The 20,357-nt window shown below is 27.4% G+C and carries 23 protein-coding genes; 19 read left to right on the plus strand and 4 right to left on the minus strand.

Translation table 11 applies throughout. The features are described 5' to 3' along the window. Window position 1 precedes the first annotated feature (1 nt). Window positions 2–430, minus strand: coding sequence for a MarR family winged helix-turn-helix transcriptional regulator (locus ACNI3D_RS06680; protein WP_419768716.1), 429 nt, complete (start codon window positions 428–430; stop codon window positions 2–4). Window positions 431–633: 203 nt separating this feature from the next. On the opposite strand from ACNI3D_RS06680, the gene ACNI3D_RS06685 reads away from it, so the two are divergent. The 5 genes from ACNI3D_RS06685 (at window position 634) to ACNI3D_RS06705 (ending at window position 5,300) form a co-directional block, all read left to right on the plus strand. Further along, window positions 634–1,584 carry a TAXI family TRAP transporter solute-binding subunit gene (locus ACNI3D_RS06685; protein ID WP_419768717.1) on the plus strand — a complete coding sequence of 317 codons (951 nt, stop codon included), beginning with the start codon at window positions 634–636 and terminating at the stop codon, window positions 1,582–1,584. Continuing rightward, window positions 1,584–3,383, plus strand: coding sequence for a TRAP transporter permease (locus ACNI3D_RS06690; RefSeq protein ID WP_419768718.1), 1,800 nt, complete (start codon window positions 1,584–1,586; stop codon window positions 3,381–3,383). The genes ACNI3D_RS06685 and ACNI3D_RS06690 overlap by 1 nt, the downstream gene beginning before the upstream one ends. Before the next feature lie 108 nt (window positions 3,384–3,491). Continuing rightward, window positions 3,492–4,061 (plus strand): hypothetical protein, encoded by a 570-nt coding sequence (locus tag ACNI3D_RS06695; protein ID WP_419768719.1) that lies wholly within the window; start codon window positions 3,492–3,494, stop codon window positions 4,059–4,061. Window positions 4,062–4,097: 36 nt separating this feature from the next. After that, on the plus strand, window positions 4,098–4,712 hold the full coding sequence (locus ACNI3D_RS06700) for a hypothetical protein (RefSeq protein WP_419768720.1): 615 nt from the start codon (window positions 4,098–4,100) through the stop codon (window positions 4,710–4,712). Window positions 4,713–4,868: 156 nt separating this feature from the next. Beyond that, complete coding sequence (locus ACNI3D_RS06705) at window positions 4,869–5,300, plus strand: hypothetical protein (RefSeq protein ID WP_129099771.1); 432 nt, start codon at window positions 4,869–4,871, stop codon at window positions 5,298–5,300. Here the strand turns inward: ACNI3D_RS06705 and ACNI3D_RS06710 are convergent, their stop codons facing one another. Next, window positions 5,301–5,936, minus strand: coding sequence for an LOG family protein (locus ACNI3D_RS06710; RefSeq protein WP_419768721.1), 636 nt, complete (start codon window positions 5,934–5,936; stop codon window positions 5,301–5,303). Between the two features lie 105 nt (window positions 5,937–6,041). Between ACNI3D_RS06710 and ACNI3D_RS06715 the strand changes: the two genes are divergently transcribed. The 14 genes from ACNI3D_RS06715 to ACNI3D_RS06780 all read left to right on the plus strand — a co-directional run bounded on the left by ACNI3D_RS06715 (window position 6,042) and on the right by ACNI3D_RS06780 (window position 17,780). After that, the gene (locus ACNI3D_RS06715) at window positions 6,042–6,779 is read left to right on the plus strand and encodes a 5-oxoprolinase subunit PxpA (RefSeq protein ID WP_419768722.1); all 738 of its coding nucleotides are present in this window, start codon (window positions 6,042–6,044) and stop codon (window positions 6,777–6,779) included. Window positions 6,780–6,853: 74 nt separating this feature from the next. Beyond that, complete coding sequence (locus ACNI3D_RS06720) at window positions 6,854–7,054, plus strand: hypothetical protein (protein ID WP_419768723.1); 201 nt, start codon at window positions 6,854–6,856, stop codon at window positions 7,052–7,054. A gap of 80 nt (window positions 7,055–7,134) precedes the next feature. After that, a complete protein-coding gene (locus ACNI3D_RS06725; protein ID WP_419768724.1) occupies window positions 7,135–8,655 on the plus strand; it encodes a cache domain-containing protein in 1,521 nt (506 codons plus the stop codon). A 2-nt stretch (window positions 8,656–8,657) separates the two neighbouring features. After that, window positions 8,658–9,338: a response regulator transcription factor gene (locus ACNI3D_RS06730; protein ID WP_419768725.1), complete on the plus strand. Its 681-nt coding sequence runs from the start codon at window positions 8,658–8,660 to the stop codon at window positions 9,336–9,338. Between the two features lie 70 nt (window positions 9,339–9,408). Beyond that, a complete protein-coding gene (locus ACNI3D_RS06735; protein WP_419768726.1) occupies window positions 9,409–10,365 on the plus strand; it encodes a TRAP transporter substrate-binding protein in 957 nt (318 codons plus the stop codon). Window positions 10,366–10,368: 3 nt separating this feature from the next. Then, on the plus strand, window positions 10,369–10,854 hold the full coding sequence (locus ACNI3D_RS06740) for a TRAP transporter small permease subunit (protein WP_419768727.1): 486 nt from the start codon (window positions 10,369–10,371) through the stop codon (window positions 10,852–10,854). Next, a complete protein-coding gene (locus ACNI3D_RS06745) occupies window positions 10,844–12,181 on the plus strand; it encodes a TRAP transporter large permease (protein WP_419768728.1) in 1,338 nt (445 codons plus the stop codon). Before ACNI3D_RS06740 ends, ACNI3D_RS06745 begins: the two co-directional genes overlap by 11 nt. 20 nt (window positions 12,182–12,201) lie before the next feature. After that, window positions 12,202–12,939 carry a 5-oxoprolinase subunit PxpA gene (locus ACNI3D_RS06750; protein WP_419768729.1) on the plus strand — a complete coding sequence of 246 codons (738 nt, stop codon included), beginning with the start codon at window positions 12,202–12,204 and terminating at the stop codon, window positions 12,937–12,939. Continuing rightward, window positions 12,936–13,610 (plus strand): 5-oxoprolinase subunit PxpB, encoded by a 675-nt coding sequence (gene pxpB / locus ACNI3D_RS06755; protein WP_419768730.1) that lies wholly within the window; start codon window positions 12,936–12,938, stop codon window positions 13,608–13,610. The genes ACNI3D_RS06750 and pxpB overlap by 4 nt, the downstream gene beginning before the upstream one ends. After that, window positions 13,607–14,518, plus strand: a complete 912-nt coding sequence (locus ACNI3D_RS06760; RefSeq protein WP_419768731.1) for a 5-oxoprolinase subunit C family protein — start codon at window positions 13,607–13,609, stop codon at window positions 14,516–14,518. Before pxpB ends, ACNI3D_RS06760 begins: the two co-directional genes overlap by 4 nt. 33 nt (window positions 14,519–14,551) lie before the next feature. Then, the gene (locus ACNI3D_RS06765; RefSeq protein WP_375723375.1) at window positions 14,552–15,082 is read left to right on the plus strand and encodes a DedA family protein; all 531 of its coding nucleotides are present in this window, start codon (window positions 14,552–14,554) and stop codon (window positions 15,080–15,082) included. After that, on the plus strand, window positions 15,083–16,441 hold the full coding sequence (gene dbpA, locus ACNI3D_RS06770) for an ATP-dependent RNA helicase DbpA (RefSeq protein WP_013135101.1): 1,359 nt from the start codon (window positions 15,083–15,085) through the stop codon (window positions 16,439–16,441). It begins immediately after the preceding gene. Between the two features lie 70 nt (window positions 16,442–16,511). Beyond that, a complete protein-coding gene (locus ACNI3D_RS06775) occupies window positions 16,512–17,480 on the plus strand; it encodes a GGDEF domain-containing protein (protein ID WP_419768732.1) in 969 nt (322 codons plus the stop codon). A gap of 12 nt (window positions 17,481–17,492) precedes the next feature. Next, window positions 17,493–17,780 carry a peptidylprolyl isomerase gene (locus ACNI3D_RS06780; protein WP_419768733.1) on the plus strand — a complete coding sequence of 96 codons (288 nt, stop codon included), beginning with the start codon at window positions 17,493–17,495 and terminating at the stop codon, window positions 17,778–17,780. A 16-nt stretch (window positions 17,781–17,796) separates the two neighbouring features. Here ACNI3D_RS06780 and ACNI3D_RS06785 read toward each other — a convergent pair whose 3' ends face one another. Next, the gene (locus ACNI3D_RS06785; RefSeq protein ID WP_419768734.1) at window positions 17,797–18,600 is read right to left on the minus strand and encodes an ion transporter; all 804 of its coding nucleotides are present in this window, start codon (window positions 18,598–18,600) and stop codon (window positions 17,797–17,799) included. Between the two features lie 71 nt (window positions 18,601–18,671). Further along, entirely contained in the window at window positions 18,672–20,288 is a 1,617-nt protein-coding gene (locus tag ACNI3D_RS06790) for an HD domain-containing protein (RefSeq protein WP_419768735.1), read from the minus strand. Between the last annotated feature and the right edge of the window lie 69 nt (window positions 20,289–20,357).

Here is a 20,357-nt window from a genome sequence, read left to right on the forward strand (position 1 = left end):
TTTATGACTTCAAATTTGAATGTATATTTTTTAATATTTGAATTAATTGCTCTTCTGTTCCTTTATCTACACCTTTTAGAGCTTCTTCTTCAACTTTTTTACTTGCATCTTTTAAAATTTGTTCCAATTTTTTACCTTCATTAGTTATGCAAATCAAATATGCTCTTCTATCATTCTTTTTAGCTCTTCTCTCTACCATTCCTTTTTTTTCAAGTTTATCTATTAGAAGGGTTAAGCTTGATTGTTTAAAGTAAGTATCTTTTGCTAACTCCCTTTGAGTTAAATTATCTTTTTCACAAAGTCTTCTTATAATAATACTCTCAGCAGGAGAAACACAATATTCTTGTAAGTCTTTTTCTAAACGATTTTTTAGTAAATTTCGTATATTGGCTATTAATACACCAAATGCATTATCTATTTCAAACGACATGTTTATTCCTTAAAATTTGGGTGATTTAAAATGTTATGTAGTTAATAGTTAATATATTAACTATTAATTTATTAATGGAATTCTATTCTAATTAACTTAAAATGGTATAAAAATTTTTACCTAGTTAGTTGAAATCCCAATCTATAGGGCTAAATTTAATTTTAAATTGTTATAATCTTCTGATTTTATTATATGGAGTAAACATGAAATTATCAAAAATCTTGTCAATAGCTACAATACTTGCTATTGCCTTAAATGCAAATGCAACTGAACGAATAACCTTGAAAGCTGCAAAATCTACATCGTCTTATTATCAAATGACAGTACAAATTGGTGAAGATGTTAGTAAAGCTTCAAATAAAGATTTGAGTGTAACAATTGAAGAGAGTCAAGGGTCTGTTCAAAATGTAAAAGAGGTACGAAAAAGAAAAGGAAATTATGTTTTTACAACACCTCCTGCTTTAATTGGATTAGCTAAAAACAAACAAGCTATGTTTAAAAATGATAATCCAGAGGATTATTCAAAAATAAGATCACTTTTTCCTATCCCATATTTGACTATGCATATGGTTGTAAGAGCTGATTCTGATATTAAAACTTATGAAGATTTGAAAGGAAAATCATTACTTATAGGAAAAGGAAGTTTTGGAGCTAAAGAGGCTAAAAAATATATTGATTTATTTGGTTTAAAAGATGATGTTAAACTAATAGGTGCAGAATTATCAGGTGCAGTTACTGCACTTAAAAATGGACAAATTGATGGGTTTGCAACTTCTGGTTCTTATCCTGCACCAAATGTAATAGAAGCAAGTGCTAGTGATAAAATAAGACTTTTAAGTATGAATGATGAACAAATTGGAAAAACAAAAAGAGATAAAATAATAATCCCTGCTGGTACATATACGGGTGTAGATTATGATGTTGCAACAACTACACTTCCAGTTGGAGTTTATACAACTACAAATATGAGTGAAGAGACTGCTTATAAACTTACAAAAGCTTTTTGGGAATCAAAACCACAGTTAGAAAAACAAAATATTTGGTGGAAAGCAATCACATTTAAAAACTTAAATATGTTTAAAACTAAACTTCATAAAGGTGCATTAAAATACTATATGGAAGTTAATGCCACTATTCCTCAAAGTCTAAAATAATGGTTCAAAAGAAGAATGGGTTACTGTCAATAAAATTTTTGGCAGTGACTTTTTTAGCTTTTATTACGGTTGGATTTCATATTTACTTAATCTTTACTGGACTTATGCCAAATTTAGTTAGTCGTCCTTTACACTTAGCTTTAGTTTTACCTTGGATTTTCCTTTTATCACAAGATGAAGATAGTTCAAAACTGATTAAATATGGTGGATATATTTTATTAGTGTGTGGTCTATTTTCTTCTTTGTATATAGTTTTTAATTATAGTGATTTAGAAAATCAATATGGTTCATTAGAAGGTTCTTTACAATATTTTGTTGCTTTATCTTTGATTTTAAGTGTTTTAGAAATGGCAAGACGAGCTATAAAACTAGCTCTTCCTTTAACTGCAACTATTGCCTTAGCTTATGGACTTTGGGGTCATTATATTCCTGGAAACTTTGGACACCAAGAGATACCAATGGATAGCTTCTTTGGTACATTAGTTATAGCAGAAGGTGGTATTTTTGGAGGATTGACAGGTGTTTCTGTAAATGTCGTAGCAGTATTTGTAATACTAGGAGCCTTTGTAGGAATAGGGGAGGGTGGTAATGCCTTTATGTCTTTATCTACAAAAATTGCAGGAAGATTAAGAGGTGGGGCTGCAAAAGTATCTGTTTTAGCTTCTGCTTTTTTTGGCTCTATTTCAGGTTCTGCTTCTGCAAATGTTGCTTCAACAGGTGCTTTTACAATTCCTACAATGAAGAAGTTAAAGTACCCTGCAAGTTTAGCAGGTGCTACTGAAGCAGTTGCTAGTACTGGTGGACAAATTATGCCACCACTTATGGGAGCGGGAGCTTTTATAATGGCAGAACTTTTAGGAGTGCCATATGCCAAAATTATGGCAACTGCAATTTTCCCTGCTATTTTATTTTTTGTAACTGTTTGGATTGGTATAGATGTTTTTGCAAAAAAATATAATCTTCTTGCTATGGATAAGGAAGATATACCTAAATTAAACTTGGTTTTAAAACTGGCACCTTTTTTTCTTATACCTTTTGGAATCTTACTTTATGCCTTAATAATTGTAGGTAAAACACCACAGTATTCAGCAGCCCTTGCAATATTTGCTTCTATTTTACTTTTACTTGTAAATAGGGATTGGAAAATATCGTTTAAAGAGTTTATAGAAAAATTTGTAGATGGTTGTATTACTGCTTCTAGACAAATTGCATCTATTGCTTCTGTTATTATTTGTGCAGGTATTGTAATTGGAGTTTTAAATATCACAGGTATTGGAGTTAAAATTACTTCTGCTATTTTATATTTATCAAATGGACAACTTTTTGTTGCGTTACTTTTAACAGCATTTGCTTGTTTGATTTTAGGTATGGAAGTTCCTACTACGGCTGCTTATATCATTTGTGTATCAATTGCAGGTCCTACTTTACAAGAGTATGGATTATCAGCTATTCAAGCACACCTTTTTGTATTTTGGTTTGCTTTACTTTCCACTATTACTCCACCTGTGTGTGGTACAGTTTTTATAGCATCAGGAATAGCCCAAGCAAATTGGATAGAAGTAGCCGGGAAATCTATGAAATTAGGTATTGGATTATATATTGTACCTTTGGCATTTGTTGTAAATCCATTTTTGATAGAACCAGATACTAATTTTTTATATGCATTTTTATCTTTTATAAAAATTGCACTTGGTTTAGGTCTTTTATCAAATGCTTTAGTTAATGATAAACAAAAAACTCTTTTAAGAGTAGGACTTGTGCTTTTAGGATTAATAATTATCTTTTATCCCTTTCAATAAGCTATTAATAGGGTAGCTTATTGAAAAACTTCAATAAAATGCTTCAAAATACTTGCATAAAATAAGTTTTTTTCTTATAATAAAGTAATTTAATAATAGGTAGCCACTATGAACTTTTTTAAAAAAATTTTAAATTCATTGAACCAAATGTCAAGTCCTGTATTTAGCTTCGATGCTAATAAATCTGAGCTATCTTTTATTTTGCCAAATGATGAAAAATTTGATTTTACATTGGAAAATTATGAAGTAAAAACAAGACATGATCCTTATGTATTAGAAGCATACACTTTCAATAGTAATGATTTATTCTTTGAATATATCCATTTAGATACAAATTGTTCGTGGAATGGACTTGCAAGAGGTTATTTTGAGAATTTGTTAAAAGACTCTATAAAAGAGGACTTAGAGTTACAAGAGAGATTTGAATTTAAACATTATGAGTTCTCTACTTATAAAACATCTACAAAAGGTTTTGTACATTTAATATATATTTGGGAAGTAAATAAAGAAGTATTTATGATAGATAAAAAAGGAATACTCTATAATGAGTTTATTAAACTATTAAAAAGTGATTATGAATATAAATATAGTGGAAGAGAAATTTTTGATTTATATCATGAAATAAGTTTAGTAAAACATAACTCTACAAATCATTACTTTAATGGAAGTAGTGATTAAAAAAGAGTATAATAAAATAAAAAGAAAGGATAAACTATGTTTTTCAAATCTCTTATTTTTTCATTAATTGCTATATTTTTTACTTCTTGTGCTTCAAGTAGTTTTTATTATGATAAAAAAAATAGCTCTGCAAATATAAATTTATTAAATGTAAATAAAAAAATAATTCTTACAAATCCAAAGGTAGAACATACCTTTTCTCAATGTACAATTAATTCATATACTTTAAAAGATGATAATCAAATATATGGAAATCTATTTTTAGAAAATATTCAATTAAGTGATAATTGTCATTGGAATGGTTCTGTAACTGGTTTTTTTACATATGAATTAAAAACAAGAATGAAATTTAAAAGTTTTGAGTTAGTAGATAGATTTTCAAAAGATTATTATGAAATATCAACTTATAAAGTAAATAATGAAAAATATGTAAGTATTATTGATATGTATACGATAAATAGAGATGTTTTAATTATAGATAATAAAGGAAAATTATCACAAGAAATAATTAAAATATTAGATCCCAAATTTAACTTTAAATATGTAAATGCTCCAAGAACTGACATAAACTACAATTATAGTTTGGTTAAGTTTAATATGTTTAATTCATATTTTACAAAAGAATCAGAAAGAAGAATACGGGGAAATTAAATAACGGTGGAATCACCGTTATTAATAAGGAGACAATAGCAACGAAAGCTAAAGTTTGTTTGTATGACGAAAGAATTGTAATGTAAATAGGATAAAATATATCCTATTTAAAAAAGTTATAAAAGAAATTTAATTTCTATTTAAGGAGAAACTTTATTGTTTGATGAAGCTACACAATTTTTATATCAATATAAAAATAAACAATTAGAAGCCAAAGATGTATCAGAACTAAAAGAAGAAGTTGAGAAATATAAAAATGAAATCATAAAAAGTGAATATTATAATAAATTTTATGATAATTATTTAAATATAAAAGGTTACACTTATAGGCTTGAAAGAAGTGATTTAAGACTATTTTATACTTTTCAAGAAGCTATATACTCTATTGACTTAGCAAAGTTAACTCATGATGAAGAGGGTGTTTTATTAAATACTGTTGTTTATATATTAGTAATAAATGATTGCATCAATGAATATTTAGAAAATGATATTGATGAAAATATAAAACAAAAAGCAATAGAATTTTATCAAAATGAACAAAAAAGAGTAGCAGCAGAAAATAAAAAATATCACATGTACCAAAACTAATTAATTTATATTAAATAGTTTTAGTATATCTTTTTCAATAAAATCCAAATCATCAGTTAATATAAATACATCTAGTTCATTTTTACTAATCATTCCTTCTTTTAATAAAGTATTCTCAATAAAAGAGATTAAATCTTTCCAAAAAGTTGTATCATAAAGATATATTTTTAAATTTTTTAGTTTTTTAGTTTGAACTAAAATAATTATTTCAAAAAGTTCATCGAGTGTGCCATATCCACCTGGAAAAACTACACAAGCAGCTGAGTATTTTACTAGCATGTATTTTCTTGAAAAGAAGTAATTAAATGTATGATTTCTTGTAGTAAAAGAATTTAGTTTTTGCTCATTTGGAATTAAAATATTTAGCCCAATTGATTCTACACTTTTTGCTTTATACGCACCTCGATTGGCAGCTTCCATTATTCCACCACCTCCCCCTGTAACAATATTGATATTTTTATTTGCTAAATTAAAAGCTAAATCTTCAGCTAGTTGACAAATTTCTGTATCTTGACTTGTTCTTGCACTTCCAAAAAATGTTACACAATTTTTGATATTTTTAAAAATTTCTTCACTGCAATTAAAATCGTTTGCTATTTTTCTTCTTTCTACTATCTCTTCATTGGACTCAATCATTTTTTCTCTTTTGAATTTTTATAGAATTATATTGAAAAAAAATAAGAAAATGAATTAAATATAAAATTTGTTATAATTAATATAAATAATTTATTAGGTAATAGCATGAACATAAAATTAAATTGCGATGTTGGTGATAGCTTTGGTATTTGGAAGATGGGAAATGATGAAGAGATAATGCCTTATATTAATATGGCAAATCTTGCTTGTGGTTTTCATGCAGGTGATGCATTGAATATGGAAAAAGCAGTTAGTTTAGCAGTAAAATACAATGTTCAAATGGGAGCTCATATTGCATATCAAGACTTATCAGGTTTTGGAAGAAGAAAAATAGTATATTCTTTAGAAGAAATTTTAGCCATTGTTATATATCAAATGGGTGCACTAAATGCTTTTTGCAAAATATATGGGAAAAGTATATCTTATGTAAAACCTCATGGTTCTCTTTTTAATGATATGATGGATGATGAATCGATTTTTAAATCAATTTTAAGTGCAATTAGTGCTTATGATAAAAATATAAAATTAGTTATTTTATCAAGTCAAAAAAATGAAAAGTACAAACAAATAGCGCTTTTATATGGAATCTCTCTTATATTAGAAGTTTATGTGGATAGAAATTATCACGATGAAGGTTTTATTCTTTCCCGAAGTGAAAAGGACTCTTTTATAAATGATGAGTTAGATATTATACAAAGGGTAGAGACTTTAAAAGAAAGAGGATATATAACTAGTAAAAATGGAATTAAACTTTTTTTACAAGCTGATACAATATGCTTACATGGGAGTTCTGAGAAAAATTATAAGTTTATAAAAGTAGTTAGTGGATTATTAAATAATTAATTATATTAAGTTTTTTTACACACTTCTTAAACACTTTTTGTAGTTAAACTTTGATTAAAGAAAAAGGGGAAGAAATGGCTGTATTATTATTCTTTGCAGGGGCAGTATTAATTTATTTATATTCATTTTTATATAGAAAGTTGGCTTTAGTTGCTACTTTAGTTTTGTTTATTATTTCATACAATATGAAAGTAGATGTTGTTTTGATTTGTGTAACTATATCTTTCTTGGTTGTTATTAGATTGAGAAAACAGGGTGTAAAAGATGACCTTTAATATAAAGAGATTATAAAACTAGTCTATTACTTACCATTAACTCACTTTCATAAAATATAATTAAAAAAAGTAGGATTATAATGTTTACAGAAAAGAATATACCAAAATTAATTATATTAACTCCTATAATTACAGTAATACTTATTGCTTTTTTTAATATATACTTTTTTATACAAAATCAAAATAAATACTTTAAAGAAGAAAGTATAAGAGTTGAAAATGACTATATTTCAAAGCAAAAGAATATTCTTGAAAGAGAAATTCAAAGTATAATAAACTATATAAACTTCCAAGTGAAAAATAATAAAAAGTTAAGTATTGAAGAGTTGAAAAATCAAGTTTTAAGATATACCGAAACAATTCGTTATGAAAAAAATGGATATATTTGGATTCATGATACTTCTTATTATTTAAGAGCTCATCCTTTTAGAAAAAATAGTTTAAATACATATGATATTTCTTTAAAAGATGCAGTAGGTAGTTTTATAACTAAAGAGTTTGTGAATAAAACAATAAATAACCCAAATGGTGTTTTTATAGAATACTATTGGCAAAAACCAGGAAAGATAAATTTCTCTAAAAAACTTGGTTTTTTTAGGCTTTATCAAAAATATAATTGGGTTATTGGTGCTGGATTATATATTGATGACATACAAAACTCTATAGACAAGAATAAAGAACTATTAGAAAAAAGAATTGACAAATATATTAGATTAGTAGTATTTATATCATTTCTTGTTATGTTAGTGATTGGTATTATTTCTTATATTATGTCAAGAAAAATCTCAAAAGCTTTTAAACATTATCAAGAAAATGTACAAAAAAAAGAGTTTCTTTTAGAAGATATGAACAAAAATTTAGAAAAAAAAGTTCAAGTTGCAATTGAAGAGGTTCAAAAAAAAGATAGAGCAATGCTCCATCAATCAAGATTAGCTCGAATGGGTACAATGTTATCAATGATAGCACATCAATGGAGGCAACCTTTAAGTGAAGTAGCTGGTATATTAATGGAACTTGAAACAGCAGCAAAGTTTAAAAAAGCAGATGATGTGATGATAAAAGAGTCTGTTGAAGAATCTAATAAGCTTATCCAGTTTATGTCGTATACAATAGATGACTTTAGAAACTTTTTTAAACCAGATAAAAAGAAAGTTTATTTTTATATAGAAGATTCTTGTATGGAAGCTATTTCTTTGATTAGTGCATCTGTTAAAAATTCAAATATTAAACTTCATTATAATATAAAAATGAATTATGAAATTTATGGATATAAAAGAGAATTTGCACAAGTTTTATTAAATCTTATGTCAAATGCAAAAGATATATTAAATCAAAGAGAAATAAAAAATCCAAGAATAGATTTAGAAGTAGATTTTAAAGATGGATATGCAATTGTAATTGTTCAAGATAATGCAAATGGGGTAGAAGAAGAACATTTAGATTTGATATTTGAACCATATTTTACTACAAAAAGTAGTTCTCAAGGTACAGGACTTGGATTATATATGTCTAAGATGATTATTGAAAAAAATATGGGTGGAGAGTTAAGTGTTGAAAATACAGAAAATGGGGCACTTTTTAAAATTAAAGTAAAGGTATAAAAATGGATGAAATAATAGAACAATTAAAAAACTATACAATTCTTTGTGTTGAAGATGAAGATGGTATTAGAAAAAGATTAGTTAATACTCTAAAATACTATTTTTCAGAAGTTTATGAAGCAGCAAATGGAGAAGAGGGCTATTATTTATACTATGAAAAGAAACCAAATATAATAATATCAGATATAGAAATGCCAGAAAAAAATGGTATTCAAATGATTGAAGAGATACGAAAAAATGATTTAACAACTATTGTTATAATGTTAACAGCATATTCAAGTGAAGAGTACCTTTTAAATCTTATAAATCTAAATATAAATCATTATATTTTAAAACCAGTTGTTTCAGATAATTTATTAAGTGGAGTTATAAAAGCCCTTGGAAATAAACTAAAAAAGAAAGTTGTATTTTCAGAAGAGTTGTACTTTGATATGGGAAAAAGAGAACTTTATTATAAAAATGAAAAAGTTCTTTTAAGAAAAAGAGATAAAAATTTTCTTCTTTTACTTCATGAAAATAAAAATAGAGTATTAACTTATTCTATGATTGAAGAGTATATTTGGAAAGATAAATCTATGAGTATGAGTGCTTTAAAAACTTTTATAAAAGAGTTAAGACAAAGATTACCAATAGAATTAATAGAAAATATTCCTCAAGAAGGCTATAAACTAAAACTTCATTAAATATTTTAAAACTCACTAATTACTCACTATATAAAACTATTATTACTTATCTAAAAAATAAGGAAAACTCATGTTGAAAAAATGTTTAATTATTGCTTCACTTGCCAGTATGGTTTTTGCTGGAAATGTAAAAATGAATTTAAATGCAAAGTATGGAGCAGATAACTTTCATACTGTTGGTGCTGAGAAATTTGCTACATTAGTAAAAAAATATACAGATGGAACTGTTGATATTACAGTATATCCAGGTTCTTCATTGGTAAAAGGTAATCCTTTAAAAGCTGTAAAAGATGCAACTGTTGCTATGGCTGATATGTTTATACCATTTACTGCTGGTGGTGGTAAAGTATTTGGTATCTCTGCTTTACCATTTATCGCTCAATCTTATGATGATGCTTATAAATTATATCAAATCTCAAAACCTGCATATGAAAAAACTGCAAGAAGATGGAATCAAAAATTACTTTATAGTGTAACTTGGCCACCATCTGGATTTTATGGAAATAAAAAGTTAGAATCATTGGCAGATTTTGATGGTGTAAAAACTAGAACTTATGATAAAAACTCTGCAAATTTTGTAAATGATGCAGGTGGAAATGCAGTCGCCTTACCTTGGGGAGAAGTTTATTCAGCTCTTAGAACGGGTTTAGTTAATTCTGTTATTACATCATCAAGTTCAGGGAAAGATGGTAAATTTTGGGAAGTATTAACTGACTTTACAAAAATAAGCTATGCTTATCCTTTACAAGCAGTTACAGTTAATCTCGATTATTGGAATTCTTTAAGCTCTTCTCAAAAAGATGCTATGCTAAAAGCAGCAGCTGAAGTTGAAAAATCACAATGGGAAGCTGTAAAAGCTGAAGATAAAGATGCACTTGATACTATGGCAAAAAATGGTATGCATATTTGGGAAGTTACTCCAAAATTAAAAGAAGAGTTATCTAAAGTTGCTGATAAAATGCTAAATGAGTATTTAAAAGATGCCAACAAAGATACTAAAAAAATATTTGAAGAATATAGAAAGTAAACTATGAAAATATTTTATTCTTTTATAAATAAGCTCTCATTGTGGGGAGCTTATTTAGCATCACTTTTATTAATATCATTAGTTTTATTAATCTTAACAGAGATATTTATTAGATACTTCTTTGATATGTCCACAATGATTGCAGATGAATATAGTGGATATTTGTATTTAGCTGCAATTTTTTTAGGTTTAGCTTACACCTTTAATGAAGATGCACATATTAGAATCAATATCTTAACTTCTAAAATGAGTGAAAAATCAAATAGATTTATTGATGTATTTGCTGGTTTAATTACTATTTTCATATTAGTTTTTGCACTTTATAGAACGATTCTTTTTACTTATGATTCTTATGATATGCAGATGGTCTCAGAAGCAGTTTCTGAAACACCACTATATTTAACACAGTTAGTTATGCCATTAGGTATTAGCTTATTTATTTTGGCAGTTTTAGCTTTTGTATTGAAAGGATTAAGAAATGATATCTGATCCTTTAATTTTATCAATTGTTCTTGTATTCATAATGTTTGTATTTTTGTTATCTTCAATTTGGATCGGGGTTTCATTAATCTTAACAGGTATTTTAGGTATGTTGATTGCTGTAAATAATTTACCACCTGTTCTTTCAATATATGATAAGATTGGTGATTTGCTTGCAGCTTCTATGTATGATTCCTTAAATTCATGGTCTTTGGCAGCTTTACCAATATTTATTTTAATGGGAGAGATTTTATATAAATCATCTATTTCTACAAGATTATTAAATGGATTAACTCCATGGTTGAGCTTCATTCCAGGAAAACTTTTACATATAAATGTTGCTGCATGTTCACTTTTTGCCGCAATTTCAGGTTCAAGTTCAGCAACAACTGCAACAGTTGGAAAAATTACCCTTGATGAACTTAAAAAAAGAGGTTATTCAAAATCACTTGCATTAGGTTCCCTTGCAGGAAGTGGAACATTAGGATTTTTGATTCCTCCTTCACTTATTATGATTATTTATGGAGTATTATCAAATGTATCAATAGGTAAACTTTTTATGGCAGGAATCCTTCCTGGATTATTACTTGCAACGCTTTATTCAGTTTATATAATGATTGCTGCAAGTGTTGATAAAAGTGTAGTTCCTGTAAATAAAGATAAATATTCTTTAAAAGATTTTACTCATTCATTAAAAGATTTATTTCCCGTTATATCTTTGATAACTGTAGTGTTAGGTTCTATTTATGGAGGGTTAGCAACTCCAACTGAAGCTGCTTCTTTAGGTGTTTTAGGTTCAGTAATTTTGGCAATTTATTTTAAAAGTTTATCAATTGAAATTTTGCGAAATGCTTTATTAAATACTATTAAAACTTCTGTAATGATAAGTTTTATAATAGTTGGAGCTGGATTTTTATCTCAAGTAGTAGGATTCTTAGGTATTGCAAGAGCAATTAGTGAATTTATAGCCTCAATGGGGCTTTCACCTTTTGCTTTGATTTTAATTATTGGTATAATGTATGTATTTTTAGGAATGATTTTAGATGGTATTTCTATTGTTGTTATGACTTTGCCTATTGTATTACCTATTGTTCAATTAGCTGGCTTTGATCCATTATGGTTTGGTATATTTTTAGTATTTATGGTAGAGTTATCTCAAATCACCCCACCAGTTGGTTTTTCACTCTTTGTTATACAAAGTATAAGTGGAGAAAAAATAGAATACATATTAAAAGCAACACTTCCATTTTTTATTTTGATGATTGTTGCAGTTGTTTTAATTACAGTTTTCCCAGAAATTGTAGAGTTTGTACCTAGATATATGACTGCAAAATAGATTGAATTATAGGAGAGAAGATGAGTATAAAATTAAATTGTGATATGGGTGAGAGTTTTGGTATTTGGAAGATGGGATTAGATGAAGAGATTATGCCATATATCAATATGGCAAATCTTGCTTGTGGATTCCATGCAAGTGATGCTCTTACTATGAATAAGTCAGTTGCTTTAGCTAAAAAATACCATGTAACAGTTGGTGCACATCCTGGATATCAAGATTTAGTTGGATTTGGTAGAAGAAGTATACCTTGTAGTGATGAAGAGATAAGCTCAATTGTTTTATATCAAATTGGGGCATTAAGTGTTTTTTGTAAAGTACATGATACTTATGTCTCTTATGTAAAACCCCATGGTGGACTTTATCATGATATGATGAATAAAGAGAATGTATTTAGAGCAATTTTAAGTGCTATTTCTTCTTACGATAAGAGTATAAATCTAATGATATTATCAAGTCCAAAAAATGAAGAATATGCAAAAATCGCAAAGGGTTATAATATTGCTTTATTATATGAAGTATTTGCAGATAGAAATTATAATGATGATGGAAGTTTAGTTTCAAGAAGTGAAAAAAATGCGGTAATTCATGATGAAAAAGAGGTTATAACAAGAGTTAAGAACCTAAAAGAAAAGGGTAGTTTAAATAGTATTAGTGGAAAAGAGTTAGCCTTAGAAGTTGATGCTCTTTGTGTACATGGTGATACCCAAAATGCCTTAGAGTTTATAAAAATACTTAGAAAGGAAATATCTGCATGATATTTAAAGTAGCTTCTGTTGATTCATTAGTTATATATTTTGGAAATGAAATAAGTGAAGAAATAGCACAAGATGTACAAAAAGCATATCTCTCTTTGAGAAGTTTAAATATAGAAGGGCTAATAGAGATTATTCCTTCATATACTACTATTTACATAAGTTACGATATTTTCAAATATGATTATTCATCTTTAGTGGAATTACTAAAACAAAGTATAAACTTAGAGTATGAAGATAATAGTTCAAAGAATATAATAAATATAGATGTATATTATGGGCAAGAGGTTGGTTTAGACTTAAGTGATATGAGTATAAAAACAAAACTTCCAATCGAAAAGATTATAGAGATACATTCACAAAAACTTTATGATGTATATGCCATAGGTTTTGCTCCTGGTTTTGGATTTTTAGCTAGTGTGGATAAACAAATAGCAGTTCCAAGATTATCAAGCCCAAGAAAAAGCGTACCTAAAGGCTCAGTAGCTATTGCAGATAGACAAACAGCAGTTTATCCTCAAAGTTCACCTGGTGGATGGAATATTATAGGACGAACAGCAATGGAACTATTTGATAAGAGTTTAGAAAAACTTTCACCTTTGAGTGTTGGAGATAAGGTTAAATTTAATGCAATCAGTAAAGAAGAGTTTTTAGCTCAAGGTGGAATTATATGAGTTTAGAAATAATAAATAAACCAATCCTTGTTACAATTCAAGATATGGGAAGATTCTCTTATTCGAATATTGGAGTTTCGAATTCAGGGGTTATGGATGAGTATGCTTATTTATATGTAAATAAAATCCTTGGAAATGATTATGGTACAAATGCCCTAGAAATATCTTTTTCAAATGTTCAGTTTAAGGTAAATACTTCAACACAAATCGCACTTACAGGTGCGAAATGTGAGTTTTTTATAAATGATGTTTTAATGAATACTTGGGAAACACACAATATAAAAAAAGGTGATATTTTAAAAGTTGGAAGAATAATAGAGGGTACGAGAGTGTATCTATCAGTAAGTGGTGGTTTTGATATAAAAAAAGAGTTTGGAAGTAATAGTACAACTATAAAAGAGAAACTTGGTGGGATAGATGGTGATAAATTAAAAAAAGGGGATATTTTACCTTTTAAAAGCTCACAACCCACATATAAAAAAAGACTACATCAAGAATATATTCCAAAGTATAGTGATGAATTGATTTTAAGAGTAATTCTTTGTTCCCAAGAAGATAATTTTCCCCAAGAAGAGAAAGATAAATTCTTTTCAAACTCTTATACTATAACCAATGATTTTAATAGAATGGGGTGTAAGTTAAATGGTGAAGTAATAAAATCAGATATCAATGGAATCATTTCCGAGGGTATTGCCTTTGGAGCTATTCAAATACCAAGTGATGGACAACCAATTATTTTATTAAAAGAGAGACAGACAATTGGGGGATATCCGAAGATTGGAACTGTTTTTAGCCTAGATTGTTTTAATTTAGCCCAAGTAAAACCAAATAGCAAAATAAGATTCTCTCCTATAAGTATAGAAGAGGCACAAGAGAAGTTAAGAGCTTTTTATCACTATTTTAGATAGTATTCTTGCTATTAATAAATATAGAGGATTGTTTTGGAAGATATAATTAATCAATGGGGTTACTTAGCTCTATTCTTATACTCATTTGGTGGTGGTTTTGTTGGACTTGTGGTTGCAAGTGTTTTAGCTTATTCTGGGGATTTAAATATATATATTTGTATTATAGTTGCAGCTAGTTCAAACTTCTTAGGAGATCAGTTTCTATTTTATATGGCAAGAACAAATAAAAACTACGCAAAAGATATAATGAAAAAGCATGGAAGAAAAGTTGCACTTGCCCATTTGTGGATGAGAAAATATGGCTCACCAGTTGTATTTTTACAAAAGTATGTGTATGGGATAAAAACTTTGATTCCTTTGGCTATGGGACTTACAAAATACTCATTTAAAAAATTTACTATATTTAACTTCTTTGCTACAATTCTTTGGGCAGTAATAGTTGGATATATCAGTTATAAACTAGGCGAAGTTGTTTTAACTTACGCAGATGATTATAAGTATTATGGAGTAGCAATAATCTTAGCTATTGTACTTACTGTTACTTACTACTTAAAGAAGATATAAATGCTAGCAATAACTACACTAAACATAGATGAAAAACTAAAAGAGAACTTGATATCTTTAGGTTATGAAACTCTAACTAAAATACAAGAAGAGTCTTTACCTTTAATATTAGAAGGAAAAGATGTCATAGCAAAAGCAAAAACAGGAAGTGGAAAAACTGCTGCTTTTGGAATAGGGCTATTAAATAAATTAGATGTAAAGAAGTTCAAAACACAATGTTTAGTTTTATGCCCTACAAGGGAACTTGCTGACCAAGTTGCAGTTGAACTTAGAAGAATAGCTAGATATAAACACAATATCAAAATATTGACTTTATGTGGTGGCGTTCCCTCAAGTAGACAAACACATTCACTAACCCATGGAGCACATGTAATAGTTGGAACTCCAGGACGAGTACTGTTTCACCTAAGAGAGCAAAACCTAAATCCAGAATCAATTGATACTCTTGTATTAGATGAAGCAGATAGAATGCTTGATATGGGATTTTTAGAAGACATAGAAAAGGTAATAAGCTTTATACCAAAACAGCGACAAACATTACTATTCTCTGCAACCTATGATGAAAATATAAAAGAGCTTTCAAAAGGTATCTTAGTAGATCCTATTTTTAAAAGTGTAGATACAGTTCATACAGAAAGTACCATAAGAGAAGAGTTTATAAAAACTTCAAGAAAAGATAGTGTTTTATTAAAACTATTCTCAACTTATAAACCAAGCTCAGTAATAATCTTCTGTAATACAAAAATCAAATGTGATGAACTAGATACCTACCTTTATGATATGGGATATGACCCTTTAGTTTTACACTCTGATTTTGAACAAAAAACAAGAGATGAAATTATTACACTTTTTTCAAATAAGTCATACCCAATACTAATTGCAACAGATGTAGCAAGTAGGGGACTTGATATTGATGATGTTGAGATGGTTATAAATTATGATATGGCAAATGATACAAATGTATATACACATAGAATAGGAAGAACTGCAAGAGCTGGGAAAAGTGGAGTTGCTTTAACTTTATATAATGATTATGATGAAGATAAAGTTGAGGAACTGCAAGTAAATAAAGAGCTAGTTTATGTTGATGAAGAGAGTTTGATTGATGAGGTATATAAATTAACAGCAGAATTTAGAACTATTTATATAAGTGGTGGGAAAAAATTAAAACTAAGACCTGCTGATATTTTAGGGTGTTTGATTCAAGATAATGGCTTAGAAAAAGATGATATAGGTAAGATAAAAATACTTCCTATGTGCTCTTATGTGGCAATAAAAGTTGATGCTTATGAGAAAAAAATCAAAGGACAAGAGTCTTTAAAAATCAAAGGTAAATTTTTTAGAATATTTGATAGGTAGTTAATATTATAAAAAATAAAAGTAAAAATAGGTAATATATAATTAAATAATATATTTTTCAAGGAATTTGATGAATAATTTGATTGTAAGTGGAATAAAAAGATTTTTAGAAGCTAATTGTTTTAATCAAAATATTTATGAATATCTTGATTTTTATGACAAGTTAAGAGATATAAAAGAAGTTAAGCTTATCTATGAAGAGCTACAAATATGGCTTGAAAAAACTTTTTATGTAAAATCATTAAAAATTGTAATTGATTCTTTAGATGAAAAAGATAAAGAGATTGCTTTTCAAAACTCTAGTGATGAAGTTTATGAAAATAGCTCAATGATTAAAAAATATAAAATTTTTATGAATAAAAGTTTAGCGATTAATTTTTATTTAGTTTGTGAAAATAAAAAACATCTAAAAGAAATTACATCAAATGATGAAATATTAAATGCCTTTTTTTATATGGTAGCACCTTTTATAACAAGTGTTTCCTATCAAGAATTAGTACAAAAACTCACCTTCAAAGACCCCTTAACAAGTGTTTATAATAGAAAGTTTTTAGTTGAACACTTAAATAAACTTTTACCTTTGGCAAAAAGAGAAAATAAAAATATCTCATTTTTAATGATAGGAATTGATCACTTTAAAGCAGTTATTGATGAGTTTGATTATGATGTTGGTGATAATGTTTTAATTAGTTTATCAGAAATATTAAGAAATAATATAAGGGAATCTGACATCGTTGTAAGATTAGAAGCGGATGAATTTTTGGTTACTTTAGTTGGACTTACATCACAAAATGATGCGAAACTTGTAGCTCAAAAGTTAATCGACGTTTTTGCAAAAAGTGAAGTAAAAGTATCTCCCTCAGGTTATACTTTGAAAAAAACTATTTGTGTGGGTATCACCCATTATGATAATCAAACAAATTCTGTTGATTATATTTTAAGAAACGCTGATATATCACTTTATGAAGCAAAGAATCTAGGAAGAGGTAAGATAAAAGAATTTTTTCCAGATGAAGTTCAGTGTGTAGATTTATTTTAAAAAGGAGTATTAATGGCAGTGGAAGCTAGTGCAAGACATATCTTAATAGACAATGAAGAGATATGTAACCAAGTAAAAGAACAAATAATTAGTGGGGATTTAGATTTTGTAGAAGCTGCAGAACAATATTCATTATGTCCATCAGGAGATCAAGGTGGAGCTTTAGGTACATTTGGTAAAGGTCAAATGGTAAAAGAGTTTGAAGATGTTGTATTTACTGCTCCTGTAGGAGAAATCCAAGGTCCAGTTCAAACAGAATTTGGTTACCATCTTATAGAAGTAACTTCAAGAAACGACTAAAATAATTTTATAAAGGCTAACTTTTTATAGTTGCCTTTATTAATACTTTAAGCTCAGAAATCTCTTCTCTTAATTTTTTAATTTCATCATTTACATGGTGTTCATTTGATTGAACCTCTTCAATAATATGTTTCTCTTCATCTTGATTTAGTATTGCCATTGCATCAACAATGATTGCTACAACTAAATTTATCATTACAAAGGTCACAATAAAAATAAATGGAACAAAGAAAATCCAAGCGTGGGGATAAACTTCCATGATAGGTCTTACAATTCCCATAGACCAAGACTCTAAAGTCATGATTTGAAATAGAGTATAAAATGATTCACCTAATGTACCAAACCATTGAGGAAAACTTTGTGAAAATAGTTGAGTAGACATAATAGCAAAGATATAAAAGAATAGGCTCATAAGTGCAATAACAGATAACATACCAGGTATTACGCTAATAAGTGCTGTCACTATCTTTCTCATTTGAGGAACAACAGTTATAAGTCTAAAAAGTCTTAATACTCTTAATATTCTTAGTATTTCAAACCCAGAACTTAATGGTACTAATGAAATAGCAACTATTGTAAAATCAAAGATACTCCAAGGATCTTTAAAAAAAGATATTCTATGAACATAAATTCTAAGTATAATTTCTATTGTAAATATTGTAATAACAATTTGATTAAAAAGCATTGCATATACTTCATAGTTTGCCATAAATGCTTTTGAAGTCTCTAATCCCATCGTAATACCATTTAATACAATTAAATAGGTTATGAATTTTGTAAAAAATCCACCATCTACAAATGATTTTATTTTGTTAAACATGACAAGTCCTATTAGGATAATTTTTCGTAATAATAACTAAAAATTCTTAAGGATTTGTCTTAATTTATTATTTAATCTTCAAAGATTTTAAACACTATATCTTTAAGCTCTTTTTTCAAAGTTAGATTCATCTCTTTTTTGTTTGTATATATATAAAAAGGCACAGTATTTAACATAGATTTCTTTAATCTTTTTCTAACAGTTGAAATTTCATCTATAGGGATAATCTCTTCCCCATCATATAAAGTAAATTCTTTATTTAATCCCAAAGTAAAAGATACAATTTGATATGTGAAAAATATATCTTCTTCTTGCGTTTCCCATTTTTTTATAAATTTATCTAATTCTATTCTAAGTTTTTTGAATCTATTTTTTGTAAGGTATCCAAAGCTTTCTCTAAATTTATATCTTTCGATTGTAGAAAATTCTAGTACTTTATAAAATTCATTTAAATTTTTCCAAGGGGATCTAAAAAATCTTTTTCCAAAAAGTACTTCTTCAAATGATTTTAAATACTTTTTATCATCATTTGTTTTTATATCTTTATTTTTTATTTCAAAATACTCTTTTTTAAATAGTGAAATTAGCCAATTTTCATCAAGCATAGAGACAATATCTAATCGTCTCTCTTCATTTTTTTCACTTAAAAAATTCCAAAGCATGGCAATACAATTTGATGAGTTTCTTTCATAAAACATGCCATTTTTAAAATATTTTTTAGAAAGATATAAAACTACATTTTCCAAAAGTGCATCTGTTTTTGCAATACCATGATTATAGATTACCTTTTTATATAGATTAAATCTCATTTCTAAAAGATGTTCAATATCTATTAATCCCATATCAAAGAAGCTTATTTTAAAAGTTTTCCCATCTCTTACTAATACAGTATGTTTTGTGATTCTTAAGTTGTCATTTGCTCCACCAATATATCCAGAAGCTACCATATCCCGATTTATATAATCTAATCTATCAGCATCAATAGTTCCACTAATAATTGAATGTAATACTTTAAAATCAAATTTTCCATAAATCTTCTCTTTTAATATAAACATACAAAGCTTATGCAATAATTTGAAATAATCAATATCTGATTGTCTATCACTATTTTTTATAAGTTCTTCTTTAAATAATAAATCAATAAAGTTTTCACCAATTGCTTCATGTAATACTTGCTTTTGATTTGAAGTTATATCTTCATATAAATCTTTAAAATTCTCTTCTTTTTGAAGTAAATCAGGACTGTTTTGTATATTTTCATATACTCTTTTTAAAGCATTTTCAACTTGATGAGAAAAAGGAAGATGTCCTACATCATGTAATAATCCTGCTAGTCTTACTGCTTGTAATGTTATTATATAAGTATCATTGTATATTTTAGAATTTGTTGGTATTGAAAATTGGTATAAGGCCTTATTATCAAAATAAGAATTACCTTCATCAAATGTGATATTTAAATTATCTTCTACAATTATGTCATGTATAACTTTTTTCATACTTCTTAGAAATATATCTCTAGTAGATGAATCACTATTTAAAAGTGCATTTTTAAGCATATATGAGCTTACATGCATTGTTCCCAAACAGTGTATAAATCTTTTTGTTGTGATTGAAGGAAATGAAAAATAAGCTAGGGCATTTTGTGTTACAAATTGCAGTCTATTTAATATCTTACTTTGTAAAATCAAATCTTCTAGTTTCGTATACTCTATATGATTATAAATAGTATCATTTATTAGTCTATTTTGTATGGTAGC

It is taken from the genome of Arcobacter siniprincipis (SeqCode) (assembly GCF_048571125.1).
Lineage (GTDB): Bacteria > Campylobacterota > Campylobacteria > Campylobacterales > Arcobacteraceae > Arcobacter > Arcobacter siniprincipis.